Origin of the sequence: Streptomyces sp. NPDC051555, assembly GCF_044454405.1 — a bacterium.
Classification (GTDB): Bacteria; Actinomycetota; Actinomycetes; order Streptomycetales; family Streptomycetaceae; genus Streptomyces.
On record NZ_JBITDP010000022.1, the window covers coordinates 106249 to 133169 of the forward strand.

Below are 26921 nucleotides of genomic sequence, written 5' to 3' on the forward strand. Positions count from 1 at the left end.
GGTGGTGGTGTTGGTGGTGTTGTTGTTGTCAGCCATGTCGGTTACCAGCCCAGTTCGTTCGCGGTGGTCTCGGCTATGGCGGGCGAGCAGGTCATGCCCCGGCCGCCGGGTCCGGTCACCAGCCACACGCCGTCCCGCACCTGCTCGCGGTGGACGACCCGGGTGGTGTCGGTGCACTGCGCGTACACGCCCGCCCAGCGGTGCCGGATCTTCGGGAGCGGGCGGCCCAGGAAGGACTCGACGACCCCGGTGAGGTGGTCGTAGGGCTCTTCGAGGGTGTCGAACGCGAAGGGGTGCTCGTACTCGTGGGTGTCGCCGATGGTGAGGCCGCCGTCGCACCGCTGGACCATCAACAGCTGCATCTTGTGCGCGGCGGCCACGGGCGCCTGCGCCTGCTCGGCGTTGAGCTCGTCGAGGGCCTCGCTCCGGTACGCCGGGTAGTAGCGGAAGCTGTCGGCGTCGGCGACCGAGGTGGTCAGCGGCTCGCCGAGCGGCTCGGTCTGCATCATCTGGAGCCGGACCCGGCGCACGGGCAGGTCCGGGGCCAACTCGCGGACCAGGCCGGAGAGCCAGGCTCCGGTGGCCAGGACGACGACGTCGCCGCGGTGGACGTCACCGTGGTCGTCGCGGACGGCGCCGGGGCCGGTGACCTCGCGGACCTCGCGTCCGGGGAGGAAGGTGTAGCGGCCGGAGGCCCGCAGCGCCGCGCGCAGGTGGAGCTGCGCGGTGCGCGGCTCGACGGCCGCGTCCCGCTCACACCACAGGGCCGCCTCGAAGGCGCCGCGCAGGGCCGGGTTGATCGCACGCGCTTCGGCCGCACCGAGGAGCGCGTATCCGCGGGCGGCGGCGTCCGCGCGGGCCACGGCCGCCTCGGCGACCGCGTGTTCACGGGCGTTGCGGACGGGGGTGAGGGATCCGATGGCGCGGAAGCCCAGGCCGGGGACCCGCTCCCCGATCCGCTCCCAGAGCTCGCGGGCCCGCAGCGCCGTGTCCAGCTCCGCACCGCCGGCCCGCCCGCTGACCCAGATCTGGCCGAAATTGCGCAGTGAGGCACCCCGCGCCTCGGCCTCGCGCTCGATCTGGACGACCTCGTGGCCGCGTTCGACTGCTTGCCAGGCGTGCATGGTGCCGACCACGCCGCCTCCGATGACTATGACTCTCACCCGGCCCACGGTGTCCGGGACCCATGGACCGGGAGGATCCATCAGGCGACCGATCGGTGAACAGCCCTCGACGCTTGGACCAGACCCGTTACCGTTCCGTGATAAGCAAGCATCCCTTTGGTCCGGTTATCGGGTTGCTCGTCCTCGACTATTCGGGGCGCAGGTGCGTCGTGAAGCTGAACCGGTCGCCACGGTAGAGCGAACGCACCCGCTCCAGGGGCCGCCCGTCCTGATCGCGCGAGAACCGGTGGATCAGCAGCATCGGCAGCGCGGGCGGCGTCCCGATGAGCAGCGCCTCGCGCGGGGTGGCCAGGACCGTCTCCAACTTCTCGTCGGCGTCACCGAAGGCGATGCCGAGCCGCTCCCGGAGATATCCGTAGAAAGAGGAATCCGGCTTGAATTCGCCGTCCAGTCGGGGCGCACGGGCCACCCGGACGTACGTGCTCTCCAGCCCCACCCGCTCGTCGTCGGCCAGCAGCACCCGCTCCAGGTGCCAGACGGGCTCGCCGGCCTCCGCGCCGATGCCGGGCGCGAGGTCGGGCGGGCAGGGGAACTGCTCCAGGCCGATGAGGTTGCGGCCCGGGCGGCGCCCTTGGCGGCGGACCCCCTCGGTGTAACTGGCCAGGGACAGCGGCTGCTCCAGCTTCGGCCCGGCGACGACCGTGCCGCGCCCGGACCGGCGCAGCCTGCCTTCGAGGAGCAGCTCGCGCAGGGCCTGGCGGACGGTCTCGCGGGACACCTCGTAGCGCTCGGCGAGGTCCCGTTCGGTGGGCAACGTCCCGCCCTCGCCGAGCTCCTCGACGAGCTCGGCGAGGCGGGCCTTGACGGCGTAGTACTTGGGAATGCGCCCGTGCTCGGGAATGCCGGATCGGACCGGCGAGCCGGGGCGGTGCTGGGTCGGTTCCACTCTGGGACTGTACGGGGGTGGTACGGGGGCGGGGCGCGGGGCCTACGGCCCGGTCGTCGGCTCCCTGCGCAGGCGCCGGGCTGCCAGCAGGAGGCCCCCGCCCGCCGCGAGGGCGCCGAGGGCGCCCCGTGCGGCCAGGTCCTGGGCGCGGGCGGTGGTGTCGGGGGTGCCGGTCTCGGCAAGGGCGTCGACCCCGGACCACGTTCCGGGTTCCGCCTCGGCCCCGGCCTCCGCCTCGACCGGCTGCTGCGGGCCCTCGACCGAGAACCGGTAGCCGCCGGTGTCGCCGACCCAGTCGCCGTCGTCGCCCTTGCGCTGGACCAGGGCCGCGTCGGCGACCACCTCGCCGGCGGGTGCCGTGGCGGCGAAGGCCAGCTGCACCTTGACGGTGGCCGAGCCGCCGGGACCGACGGTGAAGCCGGGGAAGGCCTCCCCGCCGTCGAACACGGCGATGACCTCGTCCCGGTCGGTGCTCTCCAGGCTGACGGGGAAGGTGGCGCCCCGCGCCTCGAACTCCATCCGCAGGTGGGCGGGGCGCAGGGTGTGCGCCTTGTCGGTGAAGACGACCACGGGATGGATGGCGGTGCACTCGGTGGCGGTGGTGTTGGTCAGGTCCAGGTACCAGGTCTGCGGTCCGGCGCCGATGCGGTAGACGCTCGGTCCGCCGCGGATCCGGGCCCCGATGGGGAAGGCCGCGTTCTTGCCGTCCCCGCAGCTGGCCTTGGCGCGCGAGGGCAGTGCGGGTGCGGGGCGGGCGCCACCGCCGCCGGGGGGCGCGGGTGCGGCGACCGCGGGAAGCGCGACCGGTCCCGATACGACGACGAGGACCGCGGAGAGGGCAAGGGCTTTGCGCAGTCGCATGGTGGGCCTTCGCTGGCTCGCCGGACGATGATCTGACGAAGCGACAATCACCCCGCCTTGGCCGCACCCTGCCACGCCCCTCCCACCCCCCTGCTGTCGCCGCGCCCCGGTCGAACCGGTTTACGCCCGATTGGCGCAGGGGGTCAAGCGCCGCCGAAGAGGGGGGCCAGGACCAGTTCCGCCGCGCCCTCCGCCACTCCGCCCGGGGCCCGCTCCACCCGCACGGGACCGCCGCCGAGGGCGCGGGCCGCCAGTACCGTACGGACCCCCTCGACGAACACCTCCGGCGCGGCCGCCACCACGCGCCCGCCCAACAGCACCCGGTCCACGTCCAGCAGCGCCACCAGATTCGCCGCCGCCTCCCCCAGCACCCGCGCGGCCCGGTCGAGGTCGCCCCGCGCCACCGCCTCCAGGCACAGCACCTCGGCGCAGCCGCGCGCCCCGCACCGGCACGGCGGCCCGTCCAGCAGCAGCACCTGGTGCCCGAACTCCCCCGCGCCCGAGCGGCTCCCCCGGTACACCTCGCCCCCGAGGCGCAGCCCCGCGCCCAGTCCGGTGCCCACGTGCAGGTACACGGAGCTGCCGGACCCCGGATCGGTGCCGGTTCCGGCCGCGCCCGCGTTGGTGTCCTTGTCCAGCACCACCGGCACCCCCAGGCGCTCGGCCAGCGCCGCCCGCAGCGGATAGCCCTCCCAGCCCGGGAAGCCGGTCACCCGACCCAGCACCCCGGTCCGGTGGTCCAACGGCCCGGGTGCGGCCACGCCCACACCCAACGGCGCGCCCGCACCCGACGGCCCGCCCGCGCCCGACGGCCCGCCCGCGCCCGACGGCCCGTCCGCGCCCGCGCCCGACGGCCCGTCCGTGGCCGACCCGCCGGCGCAGGCCCGTACGACCGCCTCCGCCACCGCCGCCACCACCGCATCGGGCTCGGCCCCGAAGTCCAGGGGCCGGCGCGACTCGGCCACCACCCGCCCCAGCAGGTCCACGCGCACCACGCGCAGCTCGTCGCGGTCCAGGTGGGCGCCCACGGCGTACCGGGCCTCAGGGACCAGGCGCAGCAGGGTGCGCGGCTTGCCGCCGGTGGACGCGCCGCGTCCCGCCTCCGCGACCAGGCCCTCCGCCGCCAGCCGGGCCGTGATCTTGCTGACGGCCTGCGGGGTCAGTCCCGTACGGGCGGCCAGCTCGCCGCGGCCCGGCCCGGCCTCGCCGCGCAGCCCCGCCGCGCGCAACAGGCCCAGGACCAGCGCGGCATTGTGCCCGCGCAGCCCGGCCAGATTCGCTCCGCCGACCGCGTCGTCCCCACCACCACCGTTGCCTCTGATCACCCGCCCATTGTCCACCCTCCTTGCACTTAGGCAACAGTGTTGCCAAAGTGGACTCCATGGCTACCACCTCCCCCACCTCCCCCACATCTCCCTCCGGCCCCGCCACCCCCGCCGGCGCCCCGCTCCGCGTCGGCCTGATCGGCTACGGACTCGCCGGCTCCGTCTTCCACGCCCCGCTCGTGACCGCGACCGAGGGGCTCGTCCTCGACACGGTCGTCACCTCCGACCCCGACCGCCGGGCCCAGGTGCAAGCGGAATTCCCGGACGCACATGTCGTACCGTCGCCGGACGCGCTGTTCGAGCGGGCCGCGGAGCTGGACCTCGTGGTGATCGCCTCCCCCAACAGGACCCACGTCCCGCTCGCGACCACCGCCCTGGAGGCGGGCCTGGCCGTGGTGGTCGACAAGCCGCTCGCCGCCACCGCCGCGGAGGCCCGTGAACTCGCCGCGCTGGCCGACCGGACCGGGACCTTCCTGTCCGTCTTCCAGAACCGCCGCTGGGACAACGACTTCCTCACCGTGCGCCGCCTGATCGAGGAGGGCGAGCTCGGCGAGGTCCAGCGCTTCGAGTCCCGCTTCGAGCGCTGGCGCCCCCAGCTCAAGGGCGGCTGGCGCGAGTCCGGCGCCCCGGAGGAGATCGGCGGCCTGCTGTACGACCTGGGCAGCCACGTGGTGGACCAGGCCCTGGTGCTGTTCGGCCCGGCCGTCCGCGTCTACGCGGAGACGGACGTGCGCAGGCCCGGAGCCCGGGCGGACGACGACACCTTCATCGCGCTGACCCACGCGAACGGCGTCCGCTCCCACCTCTACGTCAGCGCGACCACGGCCCAGCTCGGCCCGCGCATGCGGGTGCTCGGTTCCTCCGCGGGCTACGTCAAGTACGGCCTGGACCCGCAGGAGGGCGCCCTGCGCGAGGGCAAGCGCCCGGGCGTGGACCTGCCGTGGGGCGAGGAGCCCGAGCACTGCCGGGGCCGGATCGGCTCCGGCGAGTCCCCGCTGACGGGTGGCGGGCGGCCCGTGCCGACGGAGCCGGGCGACTACCCGGCCTACTACGCGGCGGTGGCCGCCGCACTGCGCGACGGCGGCCCGGCTCCGGTCACCGCGCACGAGGCCGCGGACTGCCTGGACGTCCTGGAGGCGGCCCGCCGCTCGTCCGAGGAGGGCCGTGCGGTGAACGTCTCAGCGCACGGGGCGACTTCCGCCTGAAAATCGATCAAGCGATCGGACCGGGCCCCTTAAGCTGTGAGAATCCTATGATCATCACAGTTGCGAAGAGTGGGTACTACCAGTGAAGTTGTCCCGGATCGCCACGGCCGTCACCGTGGCCGCGATGGCTCCTGCCGTCCTGTTCGCCTCTCCGGCCTTCGCCGCCGACGCCGGAGCGGCGGGGACGACCTCCGCGTCGGCCGCCTCGACCGTGTCGACGCCCACGGACACCAAGCCCGTCGACGGCAAGCCCACCGACGGCAAGCCCGCGGACACCAAGCCCGTCGACGGCAAGGACCAGGCCGCGGCCGACCGCGCCGCGATCGAGAAGATCCTGGCCGACCCGAAGAGCGGGCCCGGCGTGCGCGGGGCCGCGGCCAAGGCCCTCAAGGGCACGGACGCGGACCTGCGGCACTTCCTGACGGTCGAGCTGGCCAGGCAGCAGCTCGACGACGACCGGATGCGGGTCTCGCAGCTCATCCACGCCGGTGGCAAGGCCGTGCAGCGTGAGGGCAAGAAGGCCCTGAAGGTCGACACCCAGGCGGCGCTGACCGCGTTCCTGGAGTCCGGGCAGCACGCGGCCCGGCTGGAGGACGACCGCGTCGAGCTGCTGACGGCGCTCCAGGGCGCCGGTCCGGGCCTGACCGAAGGCATCCAGAAGATCCTGTCGAACGGCACCGCGGCCCAGATCCGCGCATTCGTCACGACCACGCAGCACCAGCTGCGCGACGACGACAACACCGTCCTGATCTCGGCGATGCTCGGCAAGAACCCGGGTCCCGAGCTCAAGAAGGCCGCGCAGGCCGCCCTCAAGGGCAGCGCGAAGGACCGTGCCGAATTCCTGAAGACCGGGCAGTTCACCGCCCGCGAGAAGGACGGGAACGGCAAGGGCGAGGACCAGGCCGACGGCAAGGACAAGCCGCGTCCCAAGGGCGATGACGAGGCCGGCAAGGTCGTCGTCACCCCGAACAACGGGTCCGGCGGCAACACCGCGGCCCCGGCCGGTGGCAAGGGCCCGCTCGCGTCCACCGGCAGCGGCGCCGAGACCCCGTGGATCGTCGGCGGCAGCGCCCTCGCCCTCGCGGCGGGCGCGGGCCTGGTGCTGACGGCACGTCGACGCGGCGCGTCGACCCGCGGCTGACGCTCCACTTCGCGTCCCGGTACGCGTCCCGGTACGCGTCCCCGGTACGAGAGGGGGCGGGCCCGCCGACCACGGCGGCCCCGCCCCCTCTCCCGCGTCCGGAGCCGAGGCGCTTCAAGCACCTCGGGCGCCTCAAGCACCTCGGGCGCTTCAGGCGCTCTTGAACTCCTGGCGCTGGCGGCCGAGCTTGTCGATCTCCAGCTCCACGACGTCACCGGCCCGCAGGAACGGCTTCGGCTCCGGCTGCCCCATGGCCACGCCGGCCGGGGTGCCGGTGACGATGACGTCGCCCGGGTGGAGGGTCATGAACTGGCTCAGGTACCGCACGACCTCGCCGACCGGGAAGATCTGGTCGGAGGTGTTGCCGTCCTGCTTGAGCTCGCCGTTGACCCACAGCTTCACGTCCAGGACCTGCGGGTCCGGGATCTCGTCGGCGGTGACCAACCAGGGGCCGAGCGGGGTGAAGGTCTCGCAGTTCTTGCCCTTGTCCCAGGTGCCGCCGCGCTCGATCTGGAACTCGCGCTCCGACACGTCGTTCACGAGCAGGTAGCCGCCGACGTGCGCGAGGCCCTCCGCGGCCGAGCCGAGGTAGCGGGCCGTGCTCCCGATGACGACGCCCAGCTCCGCTTCCCAGTCGGTCTTCACGCTGCCGCGCGGGATCAACACGGTGTCGTCGGGGCCGACGACCGTGTCCGGGGCCTTGAGGAAGAGGATCGGCTCCGCGGGGGTGTCGGCGCCGACCTCCGCCGCGTGGCCGTGGTAGTTCAGCCCGATGCCCACGATCTTGCCGACCCGGCCGACGGGCGCGCCGACGCGCAGGCCCTCGGCGCCCAGCACCGGAAGGTCGCCGGACTCCGCCGCTTCCCGGACGCGGGACAGTACGGAATCGTCGGCGAGCAGCGCCCCGTCCACGTCCGTGATCAGGTCGGACAGGTCCCGCAGGGTCCCGTCCTGGTCGAGCAGCGCGGGGCGTTCAGCACCCACCGGTCCGACGCGCAGCAGCTTCATGGGCATTCTCCCGTGGTCGTGGGTGGTCGGCCCGTGGGCTCGCCCCGGGCCGGCCGATGGGTTGCGGCCATCGGAGGATTGGTCGATCCTCCAAGATGTCCACCCAATCCGCAAGACCCTGTTCACAGACTGGAACGCGCACCTCCGAGCGCGATCCGCCCCGCGCGGTCCTTGCGGTGCTGGAGCCAGACCCGCTCCGCCACCGTCCACGCGGTCGTGGCCACCAGGTACAGGCCCGCGGCCAGCGGCACCACGGCCGCGGTGATCAGCGTGCCGAAGGAGAGCAGCGGCAGCACGCCGGACATCTTGCGCAGCATCTCCCGCTGCTCCGCGGGCACCGTGTCGGGCAGCTCGGGGCCGTTGCCCGAGCGCGCGGCCCGCCGCCCCCGTACGGCGCTCCACGCGGCGACGGCCGCGATGGCGGCGAACAGGCCCAGGAACACCAGCCCCGGCCCCCCGAAGGGGCCGCCCTCCCCCAGCGCGTCGGCCCACCGGGCGCCGAGCGGGGCGGCGAAGAGCCGCTCGCCCAGCAGCCCGCTGTCCACGGACGTGAACGCCCGGTACATGAAGAAGAACACCGGCAGCTGCACGAGGACGGGCAGGCAGCCGGCCCGCGGGGTCGCGCCCCGGAAGGCCGCCCGGCTCAGCGGGTGCAGGGCGAGCCGCACCAGCACGGTGAACAGGACGATCGCGGCAGCGGTCGCGGCCGGGGCCGCCACCGGCTCCAGCAGCTGGGCGAGGGCGACGACGGGCTGCGCGACGCCCTGGGTGAGGGCATGGATGAGCGGGGTGAGAACGGACACGGGGTCCCTCCGGAAGGTCTCGTCGGACGTCGAAAGATGCTTCAGGTGCATTTCGGCGTGACGAGCCGTGCGGGGGCGCCGCGGGGGTCGCGATGGACCCGGGGAACGCCCCTACGCGGCCGTCAGGACGGACCGCCCGGGCGCCCTGGGCCGCGAGCGGCCGGAGGCGTCGGGATCGCGCTGCGGCAGGAAGGCCGTGCGCTGCTCGCGATCACGGATCGCGGTGCGTATGCGGGTGCGGGGTACGGGTGGGGTGCACCGGGCGAGCAGCGCCGCGCAACCCGTCACCGCGGCGCCGACGGCGGCCGTGGCCGCGAAGGCGACGGCGGCGCCCAGCCCGCCCTCCCCGAGGGAGTAACCCAGGAGCAGCGTGAGGAGACCGGTGAGCAGGACGACGCTCAACAACCCACGGACACGCGCCATACGACCCACCCCCTTCGCCTCGCCCCGACGTCTTGACCCACTACCCGACCAGCCTAACCTCCCCCGCCGACAAGCGGGTCGGCGGCCAACACCTCCGCGTCCGGCCGCCCGTCCCGCTCCCGCTCCCGCGGCCCGAGCCACGCCACCGCCAGGGCGACCGCCAGGTTCAGCGCGAGCGCGACCATCCCCGCGTTCACCCCCCACACCGGGTCGTGGCCCGTGAAGACGAGCACGCAGACGGCCACTACCCCCACCACCAGCCCGCTCACCGCCGCGGCCAAGGTCAGCCGCCGCCACACCAGCCCCAGCAGCAGCATCGGCACCAACTGCGCCATCCCCTCGTAGGAGATGAGCGAGAGCCGCACCAGGGTGTTCGGCGCGGTGTACGTCATCACCAGGGCCAGCGCCCCGGCGACCACCACGACCACCTGCGAGGCCGGCTTCTGCCGCTCCGCCGCACTCCAGCGCGGCACCAGCGACAACACGCTGCGCCCCCACATCGTCCCGATCACCAGCATGAACACCGCCATCGGCACGATCGACGACAGCGCCGCCGCGACACCGATCACCCCCACCGCCCACGCGGGCAACGAGTCGACGACCAGCTCGAACAGCGCGAGGTTGGAGCCCGCACCGGTCAGCCCCGGCACCACGAACAGCGCGGCCATCCCCAGCAGCATCGGGACGAAGAGCAGCACGTTGTAGGCGGGCAACAGGATCGCGTTGCGCCGGAGCGCGTCGGCGTCACGCGCCCCCAGGTAGCCGGCCACGGTCGTCGGGAAGATCACCACGGTCAGCGCGTTGAGCACGGAGGTGGACACGAACCACCCCGTCCCGAGCCCGCTCCCGCCCCCACTGCCCCCGTGCCCGGGGAGGGTCAGCCAATCGGGCCGCTCCGCGACCAGCCGGTCGAACAGCTCCCCGTACCCGCCGAAGTAGTGCACCGGCACGTACACCGCGAGGAAGCCCAGCGTCGCGATCACCAGCACGTCCTTGAGCACCGACACCCACGCGCTCCCGCGCAGCCCGCTGACCACCACGAAGCCGGTGGTGACGGCGAACGCCACGAAGTAGGCCCACTCCAGCGGGACCGCCCCGTAGGTCACCGTGGAGACCACCACCCCCATCCCGGTGATCTGGAGCTGGATGTACGGCAGCAGGAACACCGTCGCCAGCACCGCGACCGCCGCGCCGAGCCACGGGCGGCCGTACCGGTGCGCGACCATGTCCGAGATCCCGACCAGGGCGTGCCGGCGCGCGTAGTCCCACAGCAGGGGCCCGACGACGTACCCGACCGCGTACCCGCACGACATGTAGGCGACGACGTACATCACGGGCGCGCCGTAGTTGTAGCCCCAGCCCGCCGCGCCCAGGTAGCTGAAGCTGGTGTAGCCCTCGCCCGCCATCAGCACCCAGATGAAGACGGTGCCCAGCGACCGGCCGCCCACCGACCACTCGGCGAGCCCGCCGCCCCCGCCCCCGCCCCCGGCTCCCCCGCGGCCGCGCACCGCGTACAGGCCGAGCGCGACGGTCCCCACCATGAACACGGCGAAGACGGAGGTGGCCACCGCCGCCGCGCTCACCGGTGGTCACCCCGCCAGGCCAGCCAGACGGCGAGCGGGGTGACCAGCGTCGCCCCCACGCACCACACGAGCAGGAAGGGCACCCGCCCGAAGAGGAGCGGCTCCACCCGGTTGACCAGGGGGAGCGCCCCGAGGAAGAGCACGAAGGGCGTGGCGAGCCACACCAGCTGAGGACGTTTCACTCGTTTCGGACGCACCGCCCCACGGTAGGCGCACCGTCCCGCGGCGGCGGGCCCCGCCGCCGCGGTCAGCCCTTCAACTTCCCCCACACCACGAGCCGGTACTTCGAGGTGTACTCGGGCGTGCAGGTCGTCAGGGTGATGTACGCGCCCGGCTCGCCGTACCCGTAGTCGGGCTTCACCACGCTCCGCGGCACCGGCGCGATCACCCCTGAGTCCCGCTCGGTCGTCTCCGGGAGCACCTTGTCCACGACGTACGTGTACCGCCTGCCCTGCGTCTCGACCTGGATCTCGTCCCCGGCCCGCAGGCGGTCGACGTACCGGAAGGGCTCCCCGTGCGTGTTGCGGTGCCCCGCGAGCGCGAAGTTCCCCCGCGCCCCCGGCTGCGCGGTCTCCGGGTAGTGCCCGACGTACCCCTTGTCGAGCACCGCGGCCTTGGACACCCCCTGCGCGACGGGCACGACCAGCCCCAGCCGCGGGATCCGCAGCACGGCGTACGCCTGCGACGCGGCCGGAGCCGCCGCGGAACCCGTCCGCCCCGCCTGCCCCGCGGCGGGCGGGCGCACGGGGCGGGCGGTCGGGGTGTCGGGGCCGGCGGTCGGCGCGGCGGACCCCGCGTCCGCCCCCGCCCCCGCCCCCGGATCCACGTCCGCCCCGGCGAGATCGTCCCCGGCGTCGCCTCCAGCAGAACCGGAACCGATCGGACCGGACCCCTCCCAGGACCGCTCCAGGGCCCGCACCTGGTCCCGCGCCGCCGCCACGACCTCCCGGTTCGTCCACCACACCTGGTGCACCACCAGCAACAACACCACCAGGCCCACCGTGGTGGTCAGTTCGGCACAGGTCCACAGCACCCGCGCGATCCCCACGCGCCGTGCCCGCCGACCGCTGCCCTGCACCACCACAGGTATGTGATCCCGCACGGGCCGCACCTTAAGACCTGCCCCGCCAACTGACCAGCGGCAGTACGGTGTGAACCATGCGCCCCGACACGCCTGCCGAGCACATCGCCGAAGCCGAGCGCCTCATCCGCACGGCGAACCGCTACCCCGAGGACCAGGAGCCGCTGCTCCTGCAAGCCGCGGCCCACCTCGAACTGGCCGACGTACGCGAACGGGCGAGCGCGCTCTACGACCAACTGCTGTCCGGCACACCGGTCAACACCCACCTGATCAAGGCCCTCCAGGCCGCGAACCTGTGGGAGTACGGGCACGAGGCCGAGGCCCGCGCCCTGATCTCCGGCATCCGCACGGCCGCCCCCGACGACCCCGCGCCGTGGGAGGTCATCGCCGAGACCCTGGAGGCCCACGACGAACTGGACGCCTCCCACGACTGCTTCACCCAGGCCGCCCAGCTGCTCATCACGGACGAAGAACCCCTCACCACCTCCACCACGGCCCTCCTCACCGGCCGCCACCGCGTCCGCCGGCTCCTGGGGCTGGCCCACGACGACTGGGACATGGTCGCCGACACCCGCCACACCGGCCCGATCCCGCTCGACGAGCTCCACGACCCCAAGCGCATCTGGGCCCTGGGCTCCGACGACCCGGCCGAGCTGCGCGCCGAGATCGCCCGCCTGCGCGCCGAGCTCGGCGACCGCCGCGCCGCGCTCTCCCGGCCCTTCCCGGTGGCCCTGCTGCACTGGCCGCTCCAGGAGCTGACCGAGCTCCTCGCGTCCTACCCGACCCTGGCCAGCGAGTACCCCTCGCACGCCGCTCACCTGACGGACATCGAGACCTCCCTGCGCGCCCTGGCCGCTTCGGGCACCACGAACCTCGGCATCGTCACGGCGAGCGTCCCCTCCTTCGAGGCGTTCGCCGCCTCCGAGAGGACCTCCCCGGCCTCCCCCAGCCTCCTGGCCGAGTACGCCACCACCCTCGCCGCCCGCGGCAAGGCCACCCCCTGGCCCCCGTCCCCCACCACCCCCTGCTGGTGCGCCTCGACCAAGCCGTACGCCACCTGCCACGGCGGCCCGCTGCTCTGACGCCCGTGCCCGTCCGGTTCAGCCGAAGGGCAGCCGCAGCTGCTCGTGGCCGCGTGCCGTGGCCGCGGGCGGGGCGGGGCGGTGGGCGGCGAGCCCGAGGAGGGCGCGCAGGGCCGCGACCACCTCGGCGGGGGCGTCGCGGACCATCGACGGGGTGGCGCTGACCACGAGGACGCCGTGCGCCTCCAGACGGAGCCGGCGCCGCAGCGTCGCGTGCCAGGAGTCCCGGGCGTAGTGGTACTCCGCCGAGTCGATCTCCAGGGCCACGACCTCGTCCGGCCAGTACGCGTCCGGGCTCGCCAGGAAGGTCCCGTCCGGGGTGTACAGCCGGGCGTTCCACAGCGGGGCCGGTAGGTCCGTGGCCGTCAGGGCGTCGCGGGCCCGGGCCTCGGCGATGGAGCGGACCCCGGCCACCAGCTCGGCGGCGGCGCCCCGCACCGCGGGTCGGGCCAGGGCGCGCGCGGCGCGGAGTTCGCCGTGCAGGTCCTGCGGGTGGCACCAGCCGGCCTGGACCACGTTCGCCAGGACCGAGCGGACCAGGTCGGGGTCCTCGGCCCGGGCCGCGAAGTCGGCGGCGGCGCGCAGCGGGCGGGCGCTCGGGATCCCGGACACCGTGATCGTGGCCGGCCAGCGCGCGGTGGTCAGCGGCCGGACCCCGGGGACGGGAGCGACCGTGCGCGGGGCCCGGACCATGACGTCCAGCGGGGTCGGCGGGGCATCGCGTACGCCGATCAGCGCCAGGGCGGCTCCGCCGGTGAGCGCCGCCGCACCGCCGCCGAGGGGATCGCCGCCGGCGGGCCCGGCGGCGTACAGGACGGCGGAGAGGGCGCGTTGGCGCTCGTCCGGCGGCCCGGTCTGCAGGAGGTAGACGCGGGGCAGCAGCCGCTGCCAGGGGCCGCCGGGTCGGGTCCGGCCGGCGACCGTGGCGGACGGCACCCGGGCGGCCCTGAGCTGGTGGGCGGTCACGAGGTTCAGCTGACGGCGCGCCAGCGGGGCAATGGCCCGGGAGGGGGCGGGAGCGGTGGCGCGGGCGGTGGAGTGCGTGATCATGCCCGCGATATGCCCGCCGGTCGCGCGGGCACGCCTGGGGCGCGGCTCGGGGATCGGGGTGGGGATCGGAGGCGGGCCCGCCCCCCGGCCTCAGGCCGCCGCTGAGGCCGTCGCCGCTTCCGGGTGGTCGGGCGAGAGGAAGACGATCACCGCGTTCTCCGTGCCGGGCAGCGGGGTGACCTCGTGCCAGCCGAGGCGGCGGTAGGTCGCGACGGTGTCGGTGGCGGCGCGGGCGGTGAGCAGCCAGGCGCGCCCCTCCGGGGCGTCGGCGGTGATCTCCGCGAGCAGGGCCCGGCCCGTGCCCTGGCCGCGGGCGTGGCGGCGTACGGCGAGTTCGTCCACTTCGAGGGCGTCGACCAGCAGCCGGCGGACGCGGGCGCGGCCGAGCTGGGCGCTGACCTGCGCGTAGCCGCGGTCGGCGGGGAAGGGGGCGCGGGTCAGCCAGGCGGTGGCGAAGCCGTCGATGCCGTCCGCGGTCTGGGCGAAGGCGGTGCGGAAGCCGCGGCGGCGGGTGTCGGACTGGAGGCGGGACGCGAACTGGCGAATGGTTTCTTCACCTTCGTTCCACGGCGGTCCCGAGAAGACGTCGGCGTAGGTGTCGACCAGTTCGTCCGTCAGGTCGAGGACGGCCGGTCCGTAGCAGATCACGGTTGTCCGCTCCTGGGGTGGGTTGGGGGGTTTCTCTCCTGCGGAGAGCGAATCTACGCCCCCGCGGTTGCCTGGTGTGGCGCATGCCTCGATCGGGAGGTTCCCGGCAGATCCACCGTGTCGCCGTGACACGGGCCGGTGTTGGGCGTTGTCACGGTGGCGCGGCCCGTCCGGAGACCGTGACCGACGGTGGCTATAGGGGTGTGGGTGGACGGATTCCTGCGTGGACTCGGCGCGTGTGCGCTGGCGTTCTTCCTGGTGCTGGGCGTGGTCGCCATGCTGCCGCCCGGCGTCCCGCACGGCGTCGTGGGCGGGGCCGTGCTGTTGCTCGGCGCCGTGGGTGCCCGCCGCTTCGCGCGGCGGTCGCGTTAGCCTCGTCGGAAGGATCGTTCGAAGCGTAGGACGTCCGTACGGCGGAGGGAATGGACATGGCACAGGTACCGACCTCGGTGGTGGCCGCGGCAGGGCTGGTCGGCGGCTACGCCGTCGCGCGGTGGACGCGCAAGCGGCCCCTGGGCGGCGTCGTGCTCGGCGCGGCCGGACTCGCGGCCGGGCGTGAATGGCACCGGCGCGCGGGCGCCCCGGCCGCGGCCGGACTCGGCGCGCTGTACGTCGCCGGCTTCGCCGGATCGCACCCGCTGGCCAAGAAGATCGGCGCCTGGCCCGCGGTCCTCACCGTGGCCGCCGTCGTGGCCGCCGCGTCCTGGACCGTGGCCGACCGCGACTGAACCCCGACGGTCCCCCCGGCACACCAGCCGCCGGCCCGAGCACCCCGGGGCGGCAGCCCCGGGGCAGCCCACGGCCGGCAGGCCCCCGGTTCCGCTATGCCCCCAGCGCTCGGCTGACCGTGTAGATCAGCAGGCCCGCCAGGGCTCCCACCACCGTGCCGTTGATCCGGATGAACTGCAGGTCGCGGCCGATGTGGGCCTCGATCTTGCGCGAGGTGTGCTCCGCGTCCCAGCCCGCCACCGTGTCCGTGATCAGCGAGGTGATCTCCGTCCGGTAGGTCGTCACGACGTACACCACCGCGCCCTCGATCCACCCCTCCACCTTCGCCTGCAAGCGGCCGTCCGTGGCCAGCCGCGAGCCGAGCGAGATCAAGGACGCCCGCACGCGCAGGCGCAGTTCGCTCTGCTCGTCCTGCGCCGCCGACAGGATCATCGTGCGCACTGCGGACCAGGCCGACGCGATGATGTCCTGGACCTCCCCACGCGCCAGGACCTCGGACTTGAGCCGCTCCACCCGGGCGCGGGTGTCCGTGTCCGACTGGAGGTCGACCGCGAAGTCGCTCAGGAACCGGTCCACCGCACCCCGCGCCGGGTGCTCCGGCATGTCGCGCATCTCCGTGACGAACCGCAGCAGTTCCTTGTAGACCCGGTCGCCGATCTTCCGGTCCACGAACCGCGGGGTCCAGCCCGGCGCCCCGCCCTGGACCGCGTCCATCACCGACTCGCCGTGCGTGACCAGCCAGTCGTGCGCCTTGACGCACACCAGGTCCACCGCCCGCCGGTGCCCGCCGTCCGCGACGATCCGCTCCAGGGTCTTGCCGAGGCCCGGCGCGATCTCGGCGTTCTCCGCCCGCCGCGTGATGGCCTCCCCGACGACCGCCTGCACATCGGAGTCGCGCAGCACCGTCAGCGCACCGCGCAGCGCGGTCGCCAGCTCGTCGGTGACCCGGTCGGCGTGCGCGGGCTCGGCCAGCCAGGCACCGAGCCGGCCGCCGATGCCGAGCGCGTGCAGCCGCGTACGGACGACGTCGGAGGAGAGGAAGTTCTCGCCGACGAACTCCCCGAGGGAGACGCCGAGCTGGTCCTTCTTCGTGGGGATGATCGCGGTGTGCGGAATGGGCAGGCCGAGCGGGCGCCGGAAGAGCGCGGTGACCGCGAACCAGTCCGCGAGCGCGCCCACCATGCCCGCCTCGGCCGCGGCCGCGACGTAGCCCGCCCAGCCGCCCGCGCCACCCGCGTGCTGGGCCCACTTGGCCAGTACGTAGACCAGCGCGACCAGGATCAACAGACCGGTCGCCGTCGTCTTCATCCGGCGGACGCCGCGCTGCCGCTCCTCGTCCGCCGCGTTGAAGACGAACTGACCGGATGCCGCTACGGGCGGCCGGGGCGCCGTCGGCGGCGCTCCGGTGCTCGTCCCTGTGTCGTTCACGGGTTCCTGCCTTCCCCCGGGGGCGCCGGTTTGTCTGCATAGCATCCGACTCCCGGGGCGGCCGCGGAGTTCCCGCCACGACCCGGTGTGTCCCCGCGCTCACGGGCCGCGGCCCTGTCCGGACCCGCGCCCGCGCACGCCCCCGCACGCCCCCCGCTACAGCTCCTTGCGCTTCGAGCGACGCAGCCCCGGGACCTTGCGGGCCTTCTGCTTCACGTCCACCCCGCCCCAGAACGCCAGCCCGTTCACGATCACCCGCGGCGCACCGGGCTCCGGCGCGACGTCCATCTCCCGGTGGTCGAAGGCGCCCATCACCCCGATGCCGTTCACCTCGACCTGCACGCCCGGCGGTACGACGATCTCGATCCCGCCCATGATCGCGACACAGGTGATCATCACCTCGCGCTCCTCGAACCGGGCCTCGCGCAGATCGATCTCGCCCCCGCCCCAGAACGCCACCGCCGAGAAGTGCCGGGGCACCGTCCACGCGCCCTTGCGCTGGAAGGCGGACATGATCGCCACGCCCCAGGACGACGTGCCCCGGCCGCCGATCCGCGCGGGCCAGGACTCCCCCGAGGAGGCGCCCGACCGCGGCGCGGGCGCCTTGCTGAAGGACACCGGCCCATCGGAAACCTGCCCCGGCGCCGGAAGGTCGCTGGTCAGGGGCTCCAGCTCGCCGTACGTGCGCGATGCGTAGGTCGCTTCCAGCCGCTCCTCGAACTCGTCCATGCCGAGCCGACCCTCGGCGACGGCGTCGCGCAGGAGCTCCACCACCCGCTCCCGGTCGGCATCGGACGCCCGCAGTTCCGGCAACGGCTTCTCCGGCCGCTCGTCACTCATACGGCACAGCCTATGCAGACGCCCGCCCGAACCGTAGTGGTCACGGGCCCCCGCTCCCCCGCTCCCCCTCGATCCCCTACTCCCGCCCCGCGTACATCCGCGCGATCACGTCCTCGATGTCCGGCTCCCGCACCGACAGGTCCACCAGCGGATACTCCGCCGCCACCGCCGCCACCAGCGGGGCCGCCGAGGCCTCCGCCGGGAAGGCCAGCCACTGCCGCGGCCCCTCCACCTTCACCACGCGCGCACCCGCCACCGCGATCGGCGGCAGGTCCCGCTCCAGGTCGACCACCAGCGTCCGTTCACCGCGCCCCGCGGGCCCCGCCGCGTGCAGTCCGTCGAGCGGGCCGTCGTACATCAACCGCCCGTGGTCGATCACCATCACCCGCTCGCACAACTGCTCGATGTCCTGGAGGTCGTGGGTGGTCAGCAGCACTGTGGTGCCCGACTCCCCGTTCAGCTCCCGCAGGAACCCACGCACCTTGGCCTTGCTCACCACATCGAGCCCGATCGTCGGCTCGTCCAGGTACAGCACGTCCGGATCGTGCAGCAGCGCCGCCGCGATGTCCCCGCGCATCCGCTGCCCCAGCGACAACTGGCGCACCGGTACGTCGAGCAGCTCACCGAGGTCCAACTGCTCCACGCAGCGCTCCAGATTGCGGCGGAAGCGGTCGGGCGGGATCCGGTACATTCTGCGCACCAGCCCGTAGGAGTCCTTCAGCGGCAGGTCCCACCACAGCGTGGTGCGCTGCCCGAACACCACCCCGATCCGGTGCGCCAACCGCGTGCGCTCGCGCGCCGGATCGATGCCCGCGACCCGCAACCGGCCACCGGTGGGCGTCAGGATGCCGGTCAGCATCTTGATCGTGGTGGACTTCCCGGCCCCGTTGGGCCCGATGTAGCCGACCATCTCGCCCCGCGCGACCCCGAAGCTGATCCCGTCCACGGCCTTGACCTGCCGCTTCTCCCGACGCAGCAGGCCGGTCCGGCGCCGCACGTCGAAGACCTTGCGTACGTCCACCAGCTCGATCAGCGGTTCCACCACTGCACTCCTCGCTCTCTCGTCCGCACCGACACCCACGTCCACGCCCCTCAGCTCCCGGTGCTCCGGTAGGACCGCAGCCCCGCCCGCCACGCCAGCGACGCCGGTACGAGAACCAGCCCCGCCACCAGCGGGCTCACGAACGCCAGCCACCCCGGCAGCCCCAGCGGATCGGGCCGCCCCAACACGTACAGGGCCGGCAGCCAGTTCACGAAGGCCAGCGGCACCACGAAGGTCACCCCGCGCAGCAGCTCCTTGCCGAAGACCGTCGGCGGGTACTGGAGCATCGTGTTGCCGCCGTAGGTGAAGGAGTTCTGCACCTCGGCCGCGTCACCGGCGACGAACTGGAACGCCGCCCCCGCCACCATCACCGCCCCGAAGATCGCGGCCCCCGCCAGCACCATCACCGGCAGCAGCAGCACCCGGCCCGGCGTCCAGTCCACGTCCAGCGCCGACACCGCCCAGCCCAGCACCCCCAGCCCCTGCACCACCCGGCCGAGCCGCCGCAGCGCGAACCGGTCCGCCGCGACCTGCGCCAACACCGGCACCGGGCGCACCAGCATCGTGTCGAGCGAGCCGTCGCGGATCCGGACCCCGATCCGGTCCGTATTGCCGAGCAGCAGGTCGGCGAGGCCCAGGGACGCCGAGCTGGACCCGTACAACAGGGCGATCTCCGGCAGCGTGAACCCGCCGAGGACGTGGACGTGTCGGAACATGATGTAGATCGCGACGAAGTCCAGCAGGCTCCCGGCCGCGTTGCCGAAGAGGGCGATGAGGAAGGAGCTCCGGTAGGTCATGGTCGCGCGGATCCACATCGCCACGATCAGGCCGTAACCGCGGACCCCGGCGCCCGCCTGTCGCCAGAACCCGAGCCGCTCCCCCAGCACGTGCACCGACTCAGCCACCCTGGACCACCACCTTGCGCGTCGCCGCCGACTGCACCAGCCGGCCCGTTCCCAGCAGCGCGCACGCCCACACGGCCTGGAAGCCGAGTGCCCGCGCCGTGCCCGCGACCCCCGCGTGCTTGCCCATCAGCACGTCCAGCGGCACCTGGAGCATCGCGCTCCAGGGCAGCATCCGGACCACCTCTCCGAACCCGCCGGGGAAGACGGTCAGCGGCAGCAACATCCCGGAGAAGAAGATCGAGACGAGGGTCGCCATCATGTTGATCCCCGACCCGTCCAACAGCCAGAAGGCACACAGCCCCAGCAGGTAGCGCAGCGCGAAGCTCACCACCAGCCCGAGCAGTACGGACACCAGGAAGAGCAGCCAGCGCCCCGGCGCCGTGGGCAGCGCGAGCCGGAAGGCGAGCGCCCCCGCGAGCAGCGGGACCACCCCGCGCCCCAGCAACTGGAAGGCGGCCCGCCCCATGTCGGCGGCCAACCACCACATCTGGAGGTCCGCGGGGCGGTAGAGGTCGACGGCGATGTCACCCGTTCGGATGCGCTCCTGCATCTCCTCCTGGAAGCCGCCGCCGATGAGCGCGCCCGCGGCGAGCAGCGACTGACTGACCCAGACGAAGGTCAGGGCCTGCGCCTGGTCGTAGCCGCCGAGGCCCGGTCGTTCGTCCCACAGCGCGATGTAGGTGTACGCCACGATGAAGCCGAAGACGGTGTTGGTGAACACGCCCGCGGCGGTCGCCGTTCCGTAGGTGGCGTAGCGGCGGAAGCCGCCCGCCGCGATCGCCGCATAGAGGTGCGCGGTCCGGTGCACCGATTCCTCCGTTTGCACGTTGTTCCTACGACGGCCAAAGCGCGCGAGCTTAGTGCGGTGGGGCGATCCACGCGAGGGATTTACCCCCGTCCGGCGCGGAATCATTGGCCATCGGGTAGACACCATTAGGTACAGACACGGATATTTCGTATGGCGCCGAGGAGCCCTGGAGACATGAGCGACCAGTCACCACCGCCGGGCTGGACCCCTCGGGACCCGGACACCCCCGCCGAACCACCGGCCGAGCCGGACGCCGTACCCAGCCCCACGCCCGAGCCGGAGCCCGAGCCGGAGCCCGAGACCGCCGCCGAACCGGCCGCCACCGAGCCCGAGGCCGAGGCCGCGCCCACGCCCGCTGCCGCCGAGCCCGCTGCCGTCGACCCCGCGCCCGCGCCCGAGGCCAACCCCGAGCCGGCACCCGTACCCGCACCCGAGGCCACCGCCGAGCCTGCACCCGATCCCGCGCCGAAGCCCGCCCCCGCCGCGGAAGCCACAGCGGCAGCGGCAGCGGCATCCGCGGCCCCCACCCCGCCCAAGGGCTCGCGGCCGCCCAAAGGCCCCCGGCCGCCCAAACGCAAGCGGACCGGCTGGCGCCGCGCCCTCCCCACCTGGCGGATGCTGCTCGGCGCGTTCCTGCTGCTGCTCCTCCTGATCAGCGGCGTCCTGATCGCGGGATACCTCCTGGTGAAGATCCCGCCCGCCAACGCCGCGGCCACCGCCCAGTCCAACGTGTACCTGTACTCCGACGGCTCCCCGCTCGCCCGCGACGGCGAGGTCAACCGCGTCAACGTCTCGCTCTCCGAGATCCCCCGGAGCGTCCAGGAGGCCGTACTCGCCGCCGAGGACCGGGACTTCTACTCCGAACGGGCGGTCGACCCCAAGGCGATGCTGCGCGCCGCCTGGAACACGGCGACCGGCAAGGGCACCCAGTCCGGCTCCACCATCACCCAGCAGTACGTCAAGAACTACTACCTGGGCCAGGAACAGACGGTGGAGCGCAAGGCCAAGGAGTTCTTCATCGCGATCAAGCTCGGCCGGGAGAAGTCCAAGGACTACATCCTGGAGGGCTACCTGAACACCAGCTACTTCGGCCGCAACGCCTACGGCATCCAGGCCGCCGCCCAGGCCTACTACGGCAAGGACGTCAGCAAGCTGACCACCGCCGAGGGCGCCTACCTGGCCACCCTGCTCAACTCCCCCAGCGCCTTCGACGTCGTCGCCCACCCCCAGGGCCGCCCCCGCGCGCTCGCCCGCTGGAACTACGTGCTCGACGGCATGGTGAAGAAGGGCTGGATGCCCGAGGCCGAACGGGCCGCCACCACCTTCCCCGAGCCCGGCAAGGTCCGTCCGGCCGCCGGCCTCTCGGGCCAGCGCGGCTACCTGGTCGAGGCGATCAAGGAGTACATCGTCGACCGCAAGATCCTCGACGACAAGACCTTCTCCGAAGGCGGCTACCGCATCACCACCACCATCGACAAGCGCCGCCAGAACGCCTTCGTCGACGCCGTGCAGAAGCAAATGCTGAGCAAGCTCGACCCGGAAGCCCGCAAAGCGGACCGGGTCGTCCGCGCGGGCGGCGCCTCCATCGACCCGGCCAGCGGCAAGGTCGTCGCGCTCTACGGCGGCATCGACTACACCAAGCAGTACGTCAACAACGCCACCCGGCACGACTTCCAAGTGGCCTCCACCTTCAAGCCGTTCGTCTTCACCTCCGCCGTCGAGAACGACTCGCGCACCCAGGACGGCCGCACCATCACCCCGAACACCGTCTACAGCGGGGCCAACAAGCGCCCGGTGGTCGGCAGTCGGATCCCCTTCGCCCCCACCAACGAGGACGACGCCACCTTCGGGAACATCACCGTCCGCACCGCCACCGACCTCTCCGTCAACACCGTGTACGCGCAGATGGCCGTCGACGTCGGCACCGACAAGGTCAAGAAAACGGCCGTCGACCTCGGCATCCCCGAGAGCACCCCCAACTTCGAGACGGGCCCGGCCATCGCGCTCGGCACCGTGCAGGCCAGCGTCCTCGACATGACCCAGGCGTACGCGACCCTCGCCGACCACGGCCGCCACACCCCGTACACCTTCGTCGAGAAGATCTCCAAGGGCGACGACACGGTCCCCCTCCCGGACCGCTCCGGGCGCCAGGCCGTCACCCGCGAAGCCGCCGACACCACCACGTCGATGCTGGTCAGCGTGGTCGACAACGGAACGGGCACGGCCGCCCTCGCCGCCGGACACCCCGCGGCGGGCAAGACCGGCACCGCCGAGCAGGACCGGGCCGCCTGGTTCGCCGCGTACACCCCGGACCTGGTCACGGTCGTCTCGATCATGGGCCAGGACCCGGACAAGGGCACCACCGAGCCCCTCTACGGCGCCCTGGGCGAGCCGCGCATCAGCGGCGGCGGCTACCCGGCCCGGATCTGGGCGGCGTACACGAAGGCGGCGCTCGCCGGCAGCGACCCGCAGGACTTCGACCTGGACCTCCAGCCCGGTGGCGGCCTGCCGCCCCCGCCGCCGCCGGTCACGCCGGACAACCCGTTCACCCGCCCCCCGGCCACCGACAACGGCGGCACCACCGGAACCCCCGGCACGGGAGGCACCACCGGAACCCCCAGTAACGGCGGCACCACGGGCACCCCGAGCAATGGAGGCACCACCACCACCGGCACCCCGAGCAACGGCGGCACCACCTCCGGGAACCGCGGCGGCACCACCCAGGGAGACCAGGGCGGCACCACCGCGGGCGACCAGGGCGGCACCACGGCGGCCACCCAGGGCGGTACGACGACCCAGGGCGACCGCGGCGGCACAACAGTGGGCCCGGACCTGTTCGGTCAGTGACCGGAGGTCGCCTTGAGCCCCACGACGGCGACCAGCAGCAGACAGATGAAGAAGATCCGGGCGGCGGTCACGGGCTCACCGAGGACCGCCATTCCCAGCACCGCCGCCCCGGCCGCGCCGATGCCGACCCACACGCCGTACGCCGTACCGATCGGCAGCGTCTTCGCGGCATAGGACAGCAACACCATGCTCGCGACGATCCCGGCACCGGTGAACACACTGGGCCACAACCGGGTGAAACCCTCGGTGAACTTCATGCCGATCGACCAGCCGACTTCGAGCAGACCGGCGAGCAGAAGCAGGATCCATGCCATGACGGGCACCTCCGGACGAGAACGGACATCAGGTGCGTCGTCTTGTCGGACCCGGTACGGCGCGTCTCGTCGGGAATCCCCTCCACCGTAGCAAAGGCCCCGGGAGGAGCAGCCGAAGGGCCGGTGACCTCGGTCACCGGCCCTTCCACATGCTCTTGACGGACTCAGAGATAGAGACCGGTCGAATCCTCGGCGCCTTCCAGCCGCTCAGCGGCCACGGCGTGCAGGTCCCGCTCGCGCATCAGGATGTAGGTCGCCCCGCGCACCTCGACCTCGGCCCGGTCCTCCGGGTCGTACAGCACCCGGTCACCCGGCTCCACGCTGCGCACGTTCTGCCCGACCGCCACCACGGCGGCCCAGGCGAGCCGCTTGCCCACCGCGGCCGTCGCCGGGATCAGGATCCCGCCACCCGAGCGACGCTCGCCCTCGGGCGTGTCGGACCGTACGAGCACGCGGTCGTGCAGCATGCGGATGGGCAGCTTGTCGTCGTGGGTGCTGTTCTCGCTCACGCCCCGAACCTACCCGTCCGCGTCAGGCGCGCTTGCGGCGGGCGCCCAGCGCCAGCAACCCGACGAGGGCCACGGCGACCAGCGCGACGGGCACGATCCGCTCGATGCGCGGAGCCCCGCCCTCGTCGCGCAGCCCGCCCTTCACATCGGTGACGAGCCGGTTGACGGCGACGAAGGCGCGGCCCGCGGTGTGGTCCACGGCTCCGGCGACCTTGGCCTTGGCGTCCCCGACAATCGTCTTCGGGTGCATGCGCACGCCGATCTCGTCGAGCGTCTCGGCGAGCTGCTCGCGCCTGCGGACGATGTCCGCCTCGATCTGCTCGGGGGTCCTGGCTTCCGGCACCGCGCTGCCTCCGTCGTCGTGGTCCTGGTCGTAAGGGGCGTAGTCCGCCGTGAACAGTCTGTCAGCTTAGTCTCGTCCCGTACCGATCCCCTCCCGAGGAGACTGCTGAGACATGAGCGAGCGACTGCAGCCCGGCGACACCGCACCCGCCTTCACCCTGCCCGACGCGGACGGCAACGAGGTCTCGCTCGCCGACCACAAGGGCCGCAAGGTCATCGTCTACTTCTACCCGGCGGCCCTCACCCCGGGCTGCACGAAGCAGGCCTGCGACTTCACCGACAACCTCGCCCTGCTGGCCACGGCGGGCTACGACGTCATCGGCGTCTCCCCCGACAAGTCGGAGAAGCTGGCGAAGTTCCGCGAGAAGGAGCACCTGAAGGTCACCCTGGTCGGCGACCCCGAGAAGGAGGTCCTGACGGCGTACGGCGCCTACGGCGAGAAGAAGCTGTACGGCAAGACCGTCACCGGCGTCATCCGCTCCACCGTGGTCGTGGACGAGGAGGGCAAGGTCGAGCACGCCTTCTACAACGTCAAGGCCACCGGCCACGTAGCCAAGATCATCAAGGACCTGGGCATCTGACCCGCCCGTCCTCCACAGAGCGGCCCGCACCCTTTGCCGGGGTGCGGGCCGCTCTGCTCATCGGACGAAATCCCCCGTAACCGTCCGACTATCGGCCCGTTACTCCGTACGAGGGCCGCACGCGCGGCCGGAACCGGAGGGACGTGGACATGCCGATCAGTCCGTACACGAGGGAACGCCTGACGGAGGCCGCGAAGGGGGCGCGGACGCTGTCCGAGGCGCTCTTGGCCCTGGGGCTGGAACCCAAGAACCCGTCGCGCAGGCGATACCTGCACGACCGTATGCGCAAGCTGGGCGTGGACACGTCGCACTTCCGGCCCGAGGGCACGAAATGGACCCGGGAGATCCTCACGGAGGCCGTCGCGGCCTCGACCACCATGTGCGAGGTCTTGCGGCGACTCGGCCTCGACGTGGTGGGCGGCCACCACACGCACATCAGTCGCAGGGTGAAGGCGTTCGGAATAGACACCTCGCACTTCACGCCGCCGCCACGAACCGCGAACATGCGGCACAACGGTCGACGGCGGTCGGCCGAGGAGATCCTCCGCGAGGACCGGTCGGTGTCCGCCACCAGAACCGCGAACACCCGACTACGACGCGCCCTGCTGGAGATCGGGCGTCAGGAGCGCTGCACCATGTGCGGCATCGAGGCACGTTGGCTGGGTGAGCCCCTGAGCCTGGAGGTCGACCACATCGACGGCGACTGGCGCAACAACCGCGCGGACAACCTGCGCTTCCTCTGCCCCAACTGCCACTCCACCACGGACACTTACCGGGGCCGCGGCAAGGGGCGCCGATGAGTTCTGGCAGCGGCTACACCCGGGCACTCCTGACAGAAGCCGCGACACAGTGTCGGGACATCGACGAGGTGATAGCCCGCTATGGAATCGAGCCACACCCCAAGCGGCTGAAGCAGTACCTCATCCGCCGTTTCGCCACGTACGGGATCGACATCGCCCACTTCAAGCGGCGCCCGTACCACCGGCGCGGGAAACCCGATGAGGCTTCGTTGCGGGACGCGGTCGCCTCGACCGAGTCGTGGTCCGGGACACTCCGGCATCTCGGGCTCCCTTTCCACACTCGACGGTTGGCGACCCTCCAAACGTGGGCCCGAGAAGCCGGACTGGACACTTCCCATTTCCTTGGCAAGGCTCATCAGCGAGGGAAGCCAGGAACGGTTGCCGCCCGGCCCGCTTCAGAGATACTCGTCCGCCACGATGGGGAGCGGCGCACCACAACTAGACTTCTGCGCCGCGCGCTGCGTGAGGTTGGTGTGCCCAACGAATGCGCCCGCTGTGGGACACCTCCCGAGTGGGGAGGGCTGCCCATGACGCTGGAGGTCGACCACATCAACGGGAACTGGGGCGACGACCGCCGAGACAACCTGCGGCTGCTCTGCCCCAACTGTCATGCGATCACCAGCACCTGGTGCCGGGGAGGTGCCCAACAGTCGTTGCGCTGAAGATCCCCTCACATCAACATCACGACGCCCAGTAAGGTGTGCACAACGGGCCCGTATCCCAGCTGGCGAGAGGATGCCGGTTTAGATCCGGTATGTCGTGGGTTCGAGTCCCACCGGGCCCACAGCTACGGTCGGTGACATCCTCGATGCCACCGACCGCTCTCGTTGGCCCTCAGCCCAGGAGTTCGCGGACGACCGGGGCCAGGGCGCGGAAGGCCTGGCCGCGGTGGGAGATGGCGTTCTTCTCCGCCGCCGTCAGTTCGGCGCAGGTGCGGGACTCGCCCAGCGGCTGGAGGATCGGGTCGTAGCCGAAGCCGCCGGTGCCGGCGGGGGTGTGGCGCAGGGTGCCCAGGAGGCGGCCCTCGACGACGCGTTCGGTTCCGTCCGGGAGGGCGAGGGCGGCGGCGCAGGCGAAGTGGGCCGCGCGGTGTTCGTCGCCGATGTCGCCGAGCTGGGCCAGCAGGAGGTCCAGGTTGGCCTGGTCGTCGCCGTGGGTGCCGGCCCAGCGGGCCGAGAAGATGCCGGGGGCGCCGTTCAGTACGTCCACGCAGAGCCCGGAGTCGTCGGCGACGGCCGGGAGCCCGGTGGCCTGGGCCAGGGCGTGGGCCTTGAGCAGCGCGTTCTCGGCGAAGGTGACGCCGGTTTCCTTGACGTCGGGGATCTGCGGGTACGCGTCCGCGCCGACCAGCTCGTGCGGCAGGCCGGCGTCGGACAGGATGGCCCGCAGTTCGGTGACCTTGCCCGCGTTGCGGGTGGCCAGGATCAGGCGGGGGCGGGCCGGGGGCGTGGTGGGCGTGGAGGTCATGTCCTCATTATCCCGTCGGCCCGGTTCCG

At 72.9% G+C, this 26921-nt stretch carries 30 protein-coding genes, 1 tRNA gene and 1 riboswitch; of the genes, 10 read left to right on the top strand and 21 right to left on the bottom strand.

Going from position 1 to position 26921, the window contains the following annotated elements:
- Positions 1-41: 41 nt before the first annotated feature.
- From ACIBEA_RS33845 to ACIBEA_RS33860, 4 genes are all read right to left on the bottom strand, one after another.
- Positions 42-1163: a TIGR03364 family FAD-dependent oxidoreductase gene (locus ACIBEA_RS33845; protein ID WP_399267014.1), complete on the bottom strand. Its 1122-nt coding sequence runs from the start codon at positions 1161-1163 to the stop codon at positions 42-44.
- Positions 1164-1311: 148 nt separating this feature from the next.
- The gene (locus ACIBEA_RS33850; RefSeq protein ID WP_399267015.1) at positions 1312-2070 is read right to left on the bottom strand and encodes a GntR family transcriptional regulator; all 759 of its coding nucleotides are present in this window, start codon (positions 2068-2070) and stop codon (positions 1312-1314) included.
- A 42-nt stretch (positions 2071-2112) separates the two neighbouring features.
- The gene (locus tag ACIBEA_RS33855) at positions 2113-2931 is read right to left on the bottom strand and encodes a hypothetical protein (RefSeq protein ID WP_399267016.1); all 819 of its coding nucleotides are present in this window, start codon (positions 2929-2931) and stop codon (positions 2113-2115) included.
- A gap of 143 nt (positions 2932-3074) precedes the next feature.
- Positions 3075-4256, bottom strand: a complete 1182-nt coding sequence (locus ACIBEA_RS33860) for an ROK family protein (RefSeq protein ID WP_399267017.1) — start codon at positions 4254-4256, stop codon at positions 3075-3077.
- A 56-nt stretch (positions 4257-4312) separates the two neighbouring features.
- Between ACIBEA_RS33860 and ACIBEA_RS33865 the strand changes: the two genes are divergently transcribed.
- Together ACIBEA_RS33865 and ACIBEA_RS33870 are read left to right on the top strand one after the other, a co-directional pair.
- Positions 4313-5461 carry a Gfo/Idh/MocA family oxidoreductase gene (locus ACIBEA_RS33865; RefSeq protein WP_399267018.1) on the top strand — a complete coding sequence of 383 codons (1149 nt, stop codon included), beginning with the start codon at positions 4313-4315 and terminating at the stop codon, positions 5459-5461.
- Between the two features lie 82 nt (positions 5462-5543).
- Complete coding sequence (locus ACIBEA_RS33870; protein ID WP_399267019.1) at positions 5544-6602, top strand: ALF repeat-containing protein; 1059 nt, start codon at positions 5544-5546, stop codon at positions 6600-6602.
- A gap of 150 nt (positions 6603-6752) precedes the next feature.
- Here ACIBEA_RS33870 and ACIBEA_RS33875 read toward each other — a convergent pair whose 3' ends face one another.
- From ACIBEA_RS33875 to ACIBEA_RS33900, 6 genes are all read right to left on the bottom strand, one after another.
- A complete protein-coding gene (locus tag ACIBEA_RS33875; RefSeq protein ID WP_399267020.1) occupies positions 6753-7610 on the bottom strand; it encodes a fumarylacetoacetate hydrolase family protein in 858 nt (285 codons plus the stop codon).
- Positions 7611-7732: 122 nt separating this feature from the next.
- On the bottom strand, positions 7733-8392 hold the full coding sequence (locus ACIBEA_RS33880) for a YidC/Oxa1 family membrane protein insertase (RefSeq protein WP_399267055.1): 660 nt from the start codon (positions 8390-8392) through the stop codon (positions 7733-7735).
- 132 nt (positions 8393-8524) lie between these two features.
- On the bottom strand, positions 8525-8836 hold the full coding sequence (locus ACIBEA_RS33885) for a DUF6412 domain-containing protein (RefSeq protein WP_399267021.1): 312 nt from the start codon (positions 8834-8836) through the stop codon (positions 8525-8527).
- A gap of 53 nt (positions 8837-8889) precedes the next feature.
- The gene (locus ACIBEA_RS33890; RefSeq protein ID WP_399267056.1) at positions 8890-10377 is read right to left on the bottom strand and encodes a sodium:solute symporter; all 1488 of its coding nucleotides are present in this window, start codon (positions 10375-10377) and stop codon (positions 8890-8892) included.
- Between the two features lie 38 nt (positions 10378-10415).
- Positions 10416-10616 carry a DUF3311 domain-containing protein gene (locus ACIBEA_RS33895; protein ID WP_399267022.1) on the bottom strand — a complete coding sequence of 67 codons (201 nt, stop codon included), beginning with the start codon at positions 10614-10616 and terminating at the stop codon, positions 10416-10418.
- Positions 10617-10666: 50 nt separating this feature from the next.
- Positions 10667-11530, bottom strand: a complete 864-nt coding sequence (locus tag ACIBEA_RS33900) for a class E sortase (protein WP_399267023.1) — start codon at positions 11528-11530, stop codon at positions 10667-10669.
- A 47-nt stretch (positions 11531-11577) separates the two neighbouring features.
- On the opposite strand from ACIBEA_RS33900, the gene ACIBEA_RS33905 reads away from it, so the two are divergent.
- A complete protein-coding gene (locus tag ACIBEA_RS33905) occupies positions 11578-12582 on the top strand; it encodes a tetratricopeptide repeat protein (protein WP_399267024.1) in 1005 nt (334 codons plus the stop codon).
- Positions 12583-12600: 18 nt separating this feature from the next.
- On the opposite strand, the gene ACIBEA_RS33910 is transcribed toward ACIBEA_RS33905, so the two are convergent.
- Together ACIBEA_RS33910 and ACIBEA_RS33915 are read right to left on the bottom strand one after the other, a co-directional pair.
- On the bottom strand, positions 12601-13632 hold the full coding sequence (locus ACIBEA_RS33910) for a hypothetical protein (protein WP_399267025.1): 1032 nt from the start codon (positions 13630-13632) through the stop codon (positions 12601-12603).
- A 90-nt stretch (positions 13633-13722) separates the two neighbouring features.
- Positions 13723-14280, bottom strand: a complete 558-nt coding sequence (locus tag ACIBEA_RS33915; protein WP_399267026.1) for a GNAT family N-acetyltransferase — start codon at positions 14278-14280, stop codon at positions 13723-13725.
- Between the two features lie 207 nt (positions 14281-14487).
- Between ACIBEA_RS33915 and ACIBEA_RS33920 the strand changes: the two genes are divergently transcribed.
- The gene (locus tag ACIBEA_RS33920) at positions 14488-14652 is read left to right on the top strand and encodes a hypothetical protein (protein WP_354382538.1); all 165 of its coding nucleotides are present in this window, start codon (positions 14488-14490) and stop codon (positions 14650-14652) included.
- A gap of 56 nt (positions 14653-14708) precedes the next feature.
- Complete coding sequence (locus ACIBEA_RS33925; RefSeq protein ID WP_399267027.1) at positions 14709-15008, top strand: hypothetical protein; 300 nt, start codon at positions 14709-14711, stop codon at positions 15006-15008.
- A gap of 94 nt (positions 15009-15102) precedes the next feature.
- Here ACIBEA_RS33925 and ACIBEA_RS33930 read toward each other — a convergent pair whose 3' ends face one another.
- The 5 genes from ACIBEA_RS33930 to ACIBEA_RS33950 form a co-directional block, all read right to left on the bottom strand.
- The gene (locus tag ACIBEA_RS33930; protein WP_399267028.1) at positions 15103-16482 is read right to left on the bottom strand and encodes a DUF445 domain-containing protein; all 1380 of its coding nucleotides are present in this window, start codon (positions 16480-16482) and stop codon (positions 15103-15105) included.
- 111 nt (positions 16483-16593) lie between these two features.
- The gene (locus tag ACIBEA_RS33935) at positions 16594-17277 is read right to left on the bottom strand and encodes a DUF1707 domain-containing protein (protein ID WP_399267029.1); all 684 of its coding nucleotides are present in this window, start codon (positions 17275-17277) and stop codon (positions 16594-16596) included.
- Positions 17278-17353: 76 nt separating this feature from the next.
- Positions 17354-18319 carry an ATP-binding cassette domain-containing protein gene (locus tag ACIBEA_RS33940; protein WP_399267030.1) on the bottom strand — a complete coding sequence of 322 codons (966 nt, stop codon included), beginning with the start codon at positions 18317-18319 and terminating at the stop codon, positions 17354-17356.
- 50 nt (positions 18320-18369) lie between these two features.
- Positions 18370-19134 (bottom strand): ABC transporter permease, encoded by a 765-nt coding sequence (locus ACIBEA_RS33945; RefSeq protein ID WP_399267057.1) that lies wholly within the window; start codon positions 19132-19134, stop codon positions 18370-18372.
- An 82-nt stretch (positions 19135-19216) separates the two neighbouring features.
- Complete coding sequence (locus ACIBEA_RS33950) at positions 19217-20050, bottom strand: ABC transporter permease (RefSeq protein WP_399267031.1); 834 nt, start codon at positions 20048-20050, stop codon at positions 19217-19219.
- A gap of 156 nt (positions 20051-20206) precedes the next feature.
- Here ACIBEA_RS33950 and ACIBEA_RS33955 point away from each other — a divergent pair, with 156 nt between their 5' ends.
- Positions 20207-22879: a transglycosylase domain-containing protein gene (locus ACIBEA_RS33955; RefSeq protein WP_399267032.1), complete on the top strand. Its 2673-nt coding sequence runs from the start codon at positions 20207-20209 to the stop codon at positions 22877-22879.
- Here the strand turns inward: ACIBEA_RS33955 and ACIBEA_RS33960 are convergent.
- The 3 genes from ACIBEA_RS33960 to ACIBEA_RS33970 form a co-directional block, all read right to left on the bottom strand.
- Positions 22873-23193, bottom strand: coding sequence for a multidrug efflux SMR transporter (locus ACIBEA_RS33960; RefSeq protein ID WP_328298869.1), 321 nt, complete (start codon positions 23191-23193; stop codon positions 22873-22875). The two genes, ACIBEA_RS33955 and ACIBEA_RS33960, sit on opposite strands and share 7 nt — an antisense overlap.
- A gap of 31 nt (positions 23194-23224) precedes the next feature.
- Positions 23225-23295, bottom strand: a riboswitch (guanidine-III (ykkC-III) riboswitch).
- Positions 23296-23357: 62 nt separating this feature from the next.
- Positions 23358-23702, bottom strand: coding sequence for a co-chaperone GroES (locus tag ACIBEA_RS33965; protein WP_354382545.1), 345 nt, complete (start codon positions 23700-23702; stop codon positions 23358-23360).
- A 22-nt stretch (positions 23703-23724) separates the two neighbouring features.
- Positions 23725-24045 carry a DUF3618 domain-containing protein gene (locus ACIBEA_RS33970; protein ID WP_399267033.1) on the bottom strand — a complete coding sequence of 107 codons (321 nt, stop codon included), beginning with the start codon at positions 24043-24045 and terminating at the stop codon, positions 23725-23727.
- Positions 24046-24157: 112 nt separating this feature from the next.
- Between ACIBEA_RS33970 and bcp the strand changes: the two genes are divergently transcribed.
- The 4 genes from bcp (at position 24158) to ACIBEA_RS33990 (ending at position 26209) form a co-directional block, all read left to right on the top strand.
- Complete coding sequence (gene bcp / locus ACIBEA_RS33975; RefSeq protein WP_399267034.1) at positions 24158-24625, top strand: thioredoxin-dependent thiol peroxidase; 468 nt, start codon at positions 24158-24160, stop codon at positions 24623-24625.
- Positions 24626-24774: 149 nt separating this feature from the next.
- A complete protein-coding gene (locus ACIBEA_RS33980; RefSeq protein WP_399267035.1) occupies positions 24775-25425 on the top strand; it encodes an HNH endonuclease in 651 nt (216 codons plus the stop codon).
- Positions 25426-25952: 527 nt separating this feature from the next.
- Positions 25953-26087, top strand: coding sequence for an HNH endonuclease (locus ACIBEA_RS33985; RefSeq protein ID WP_399267036.1), 135 nt, complete (start codon positions 25953-25955; stop codon positions 26085-26087).
- Positions 26088-26134: 47 nt separating this feature from the next.
- A tRNA-Leu gene (locus tag ACIBEA_RS33990) sits at positions 26135-26209 on the top strand.
- Between the two features lie 50 nt (positions 26210-26259).
- Here the strand turns inward: ACIBEA_RS33990 and rdgB are convergent.
- The gene (rdgB, locus tag ACIBEA_RS33995) at positions 26260-26892 is read right to left on the bottom strand and encodes an RdgB/HAM1 family non-canonical purine NTP pyrophosphatase (protein WP_399267037.1); all 633 of its coding nucleotides are present in this window, start codon (positions 26890-26892) and stop codon (positions 26260-26262) included.
- Positions 26893-26921 lie beyond the last annotated feature (29 nt).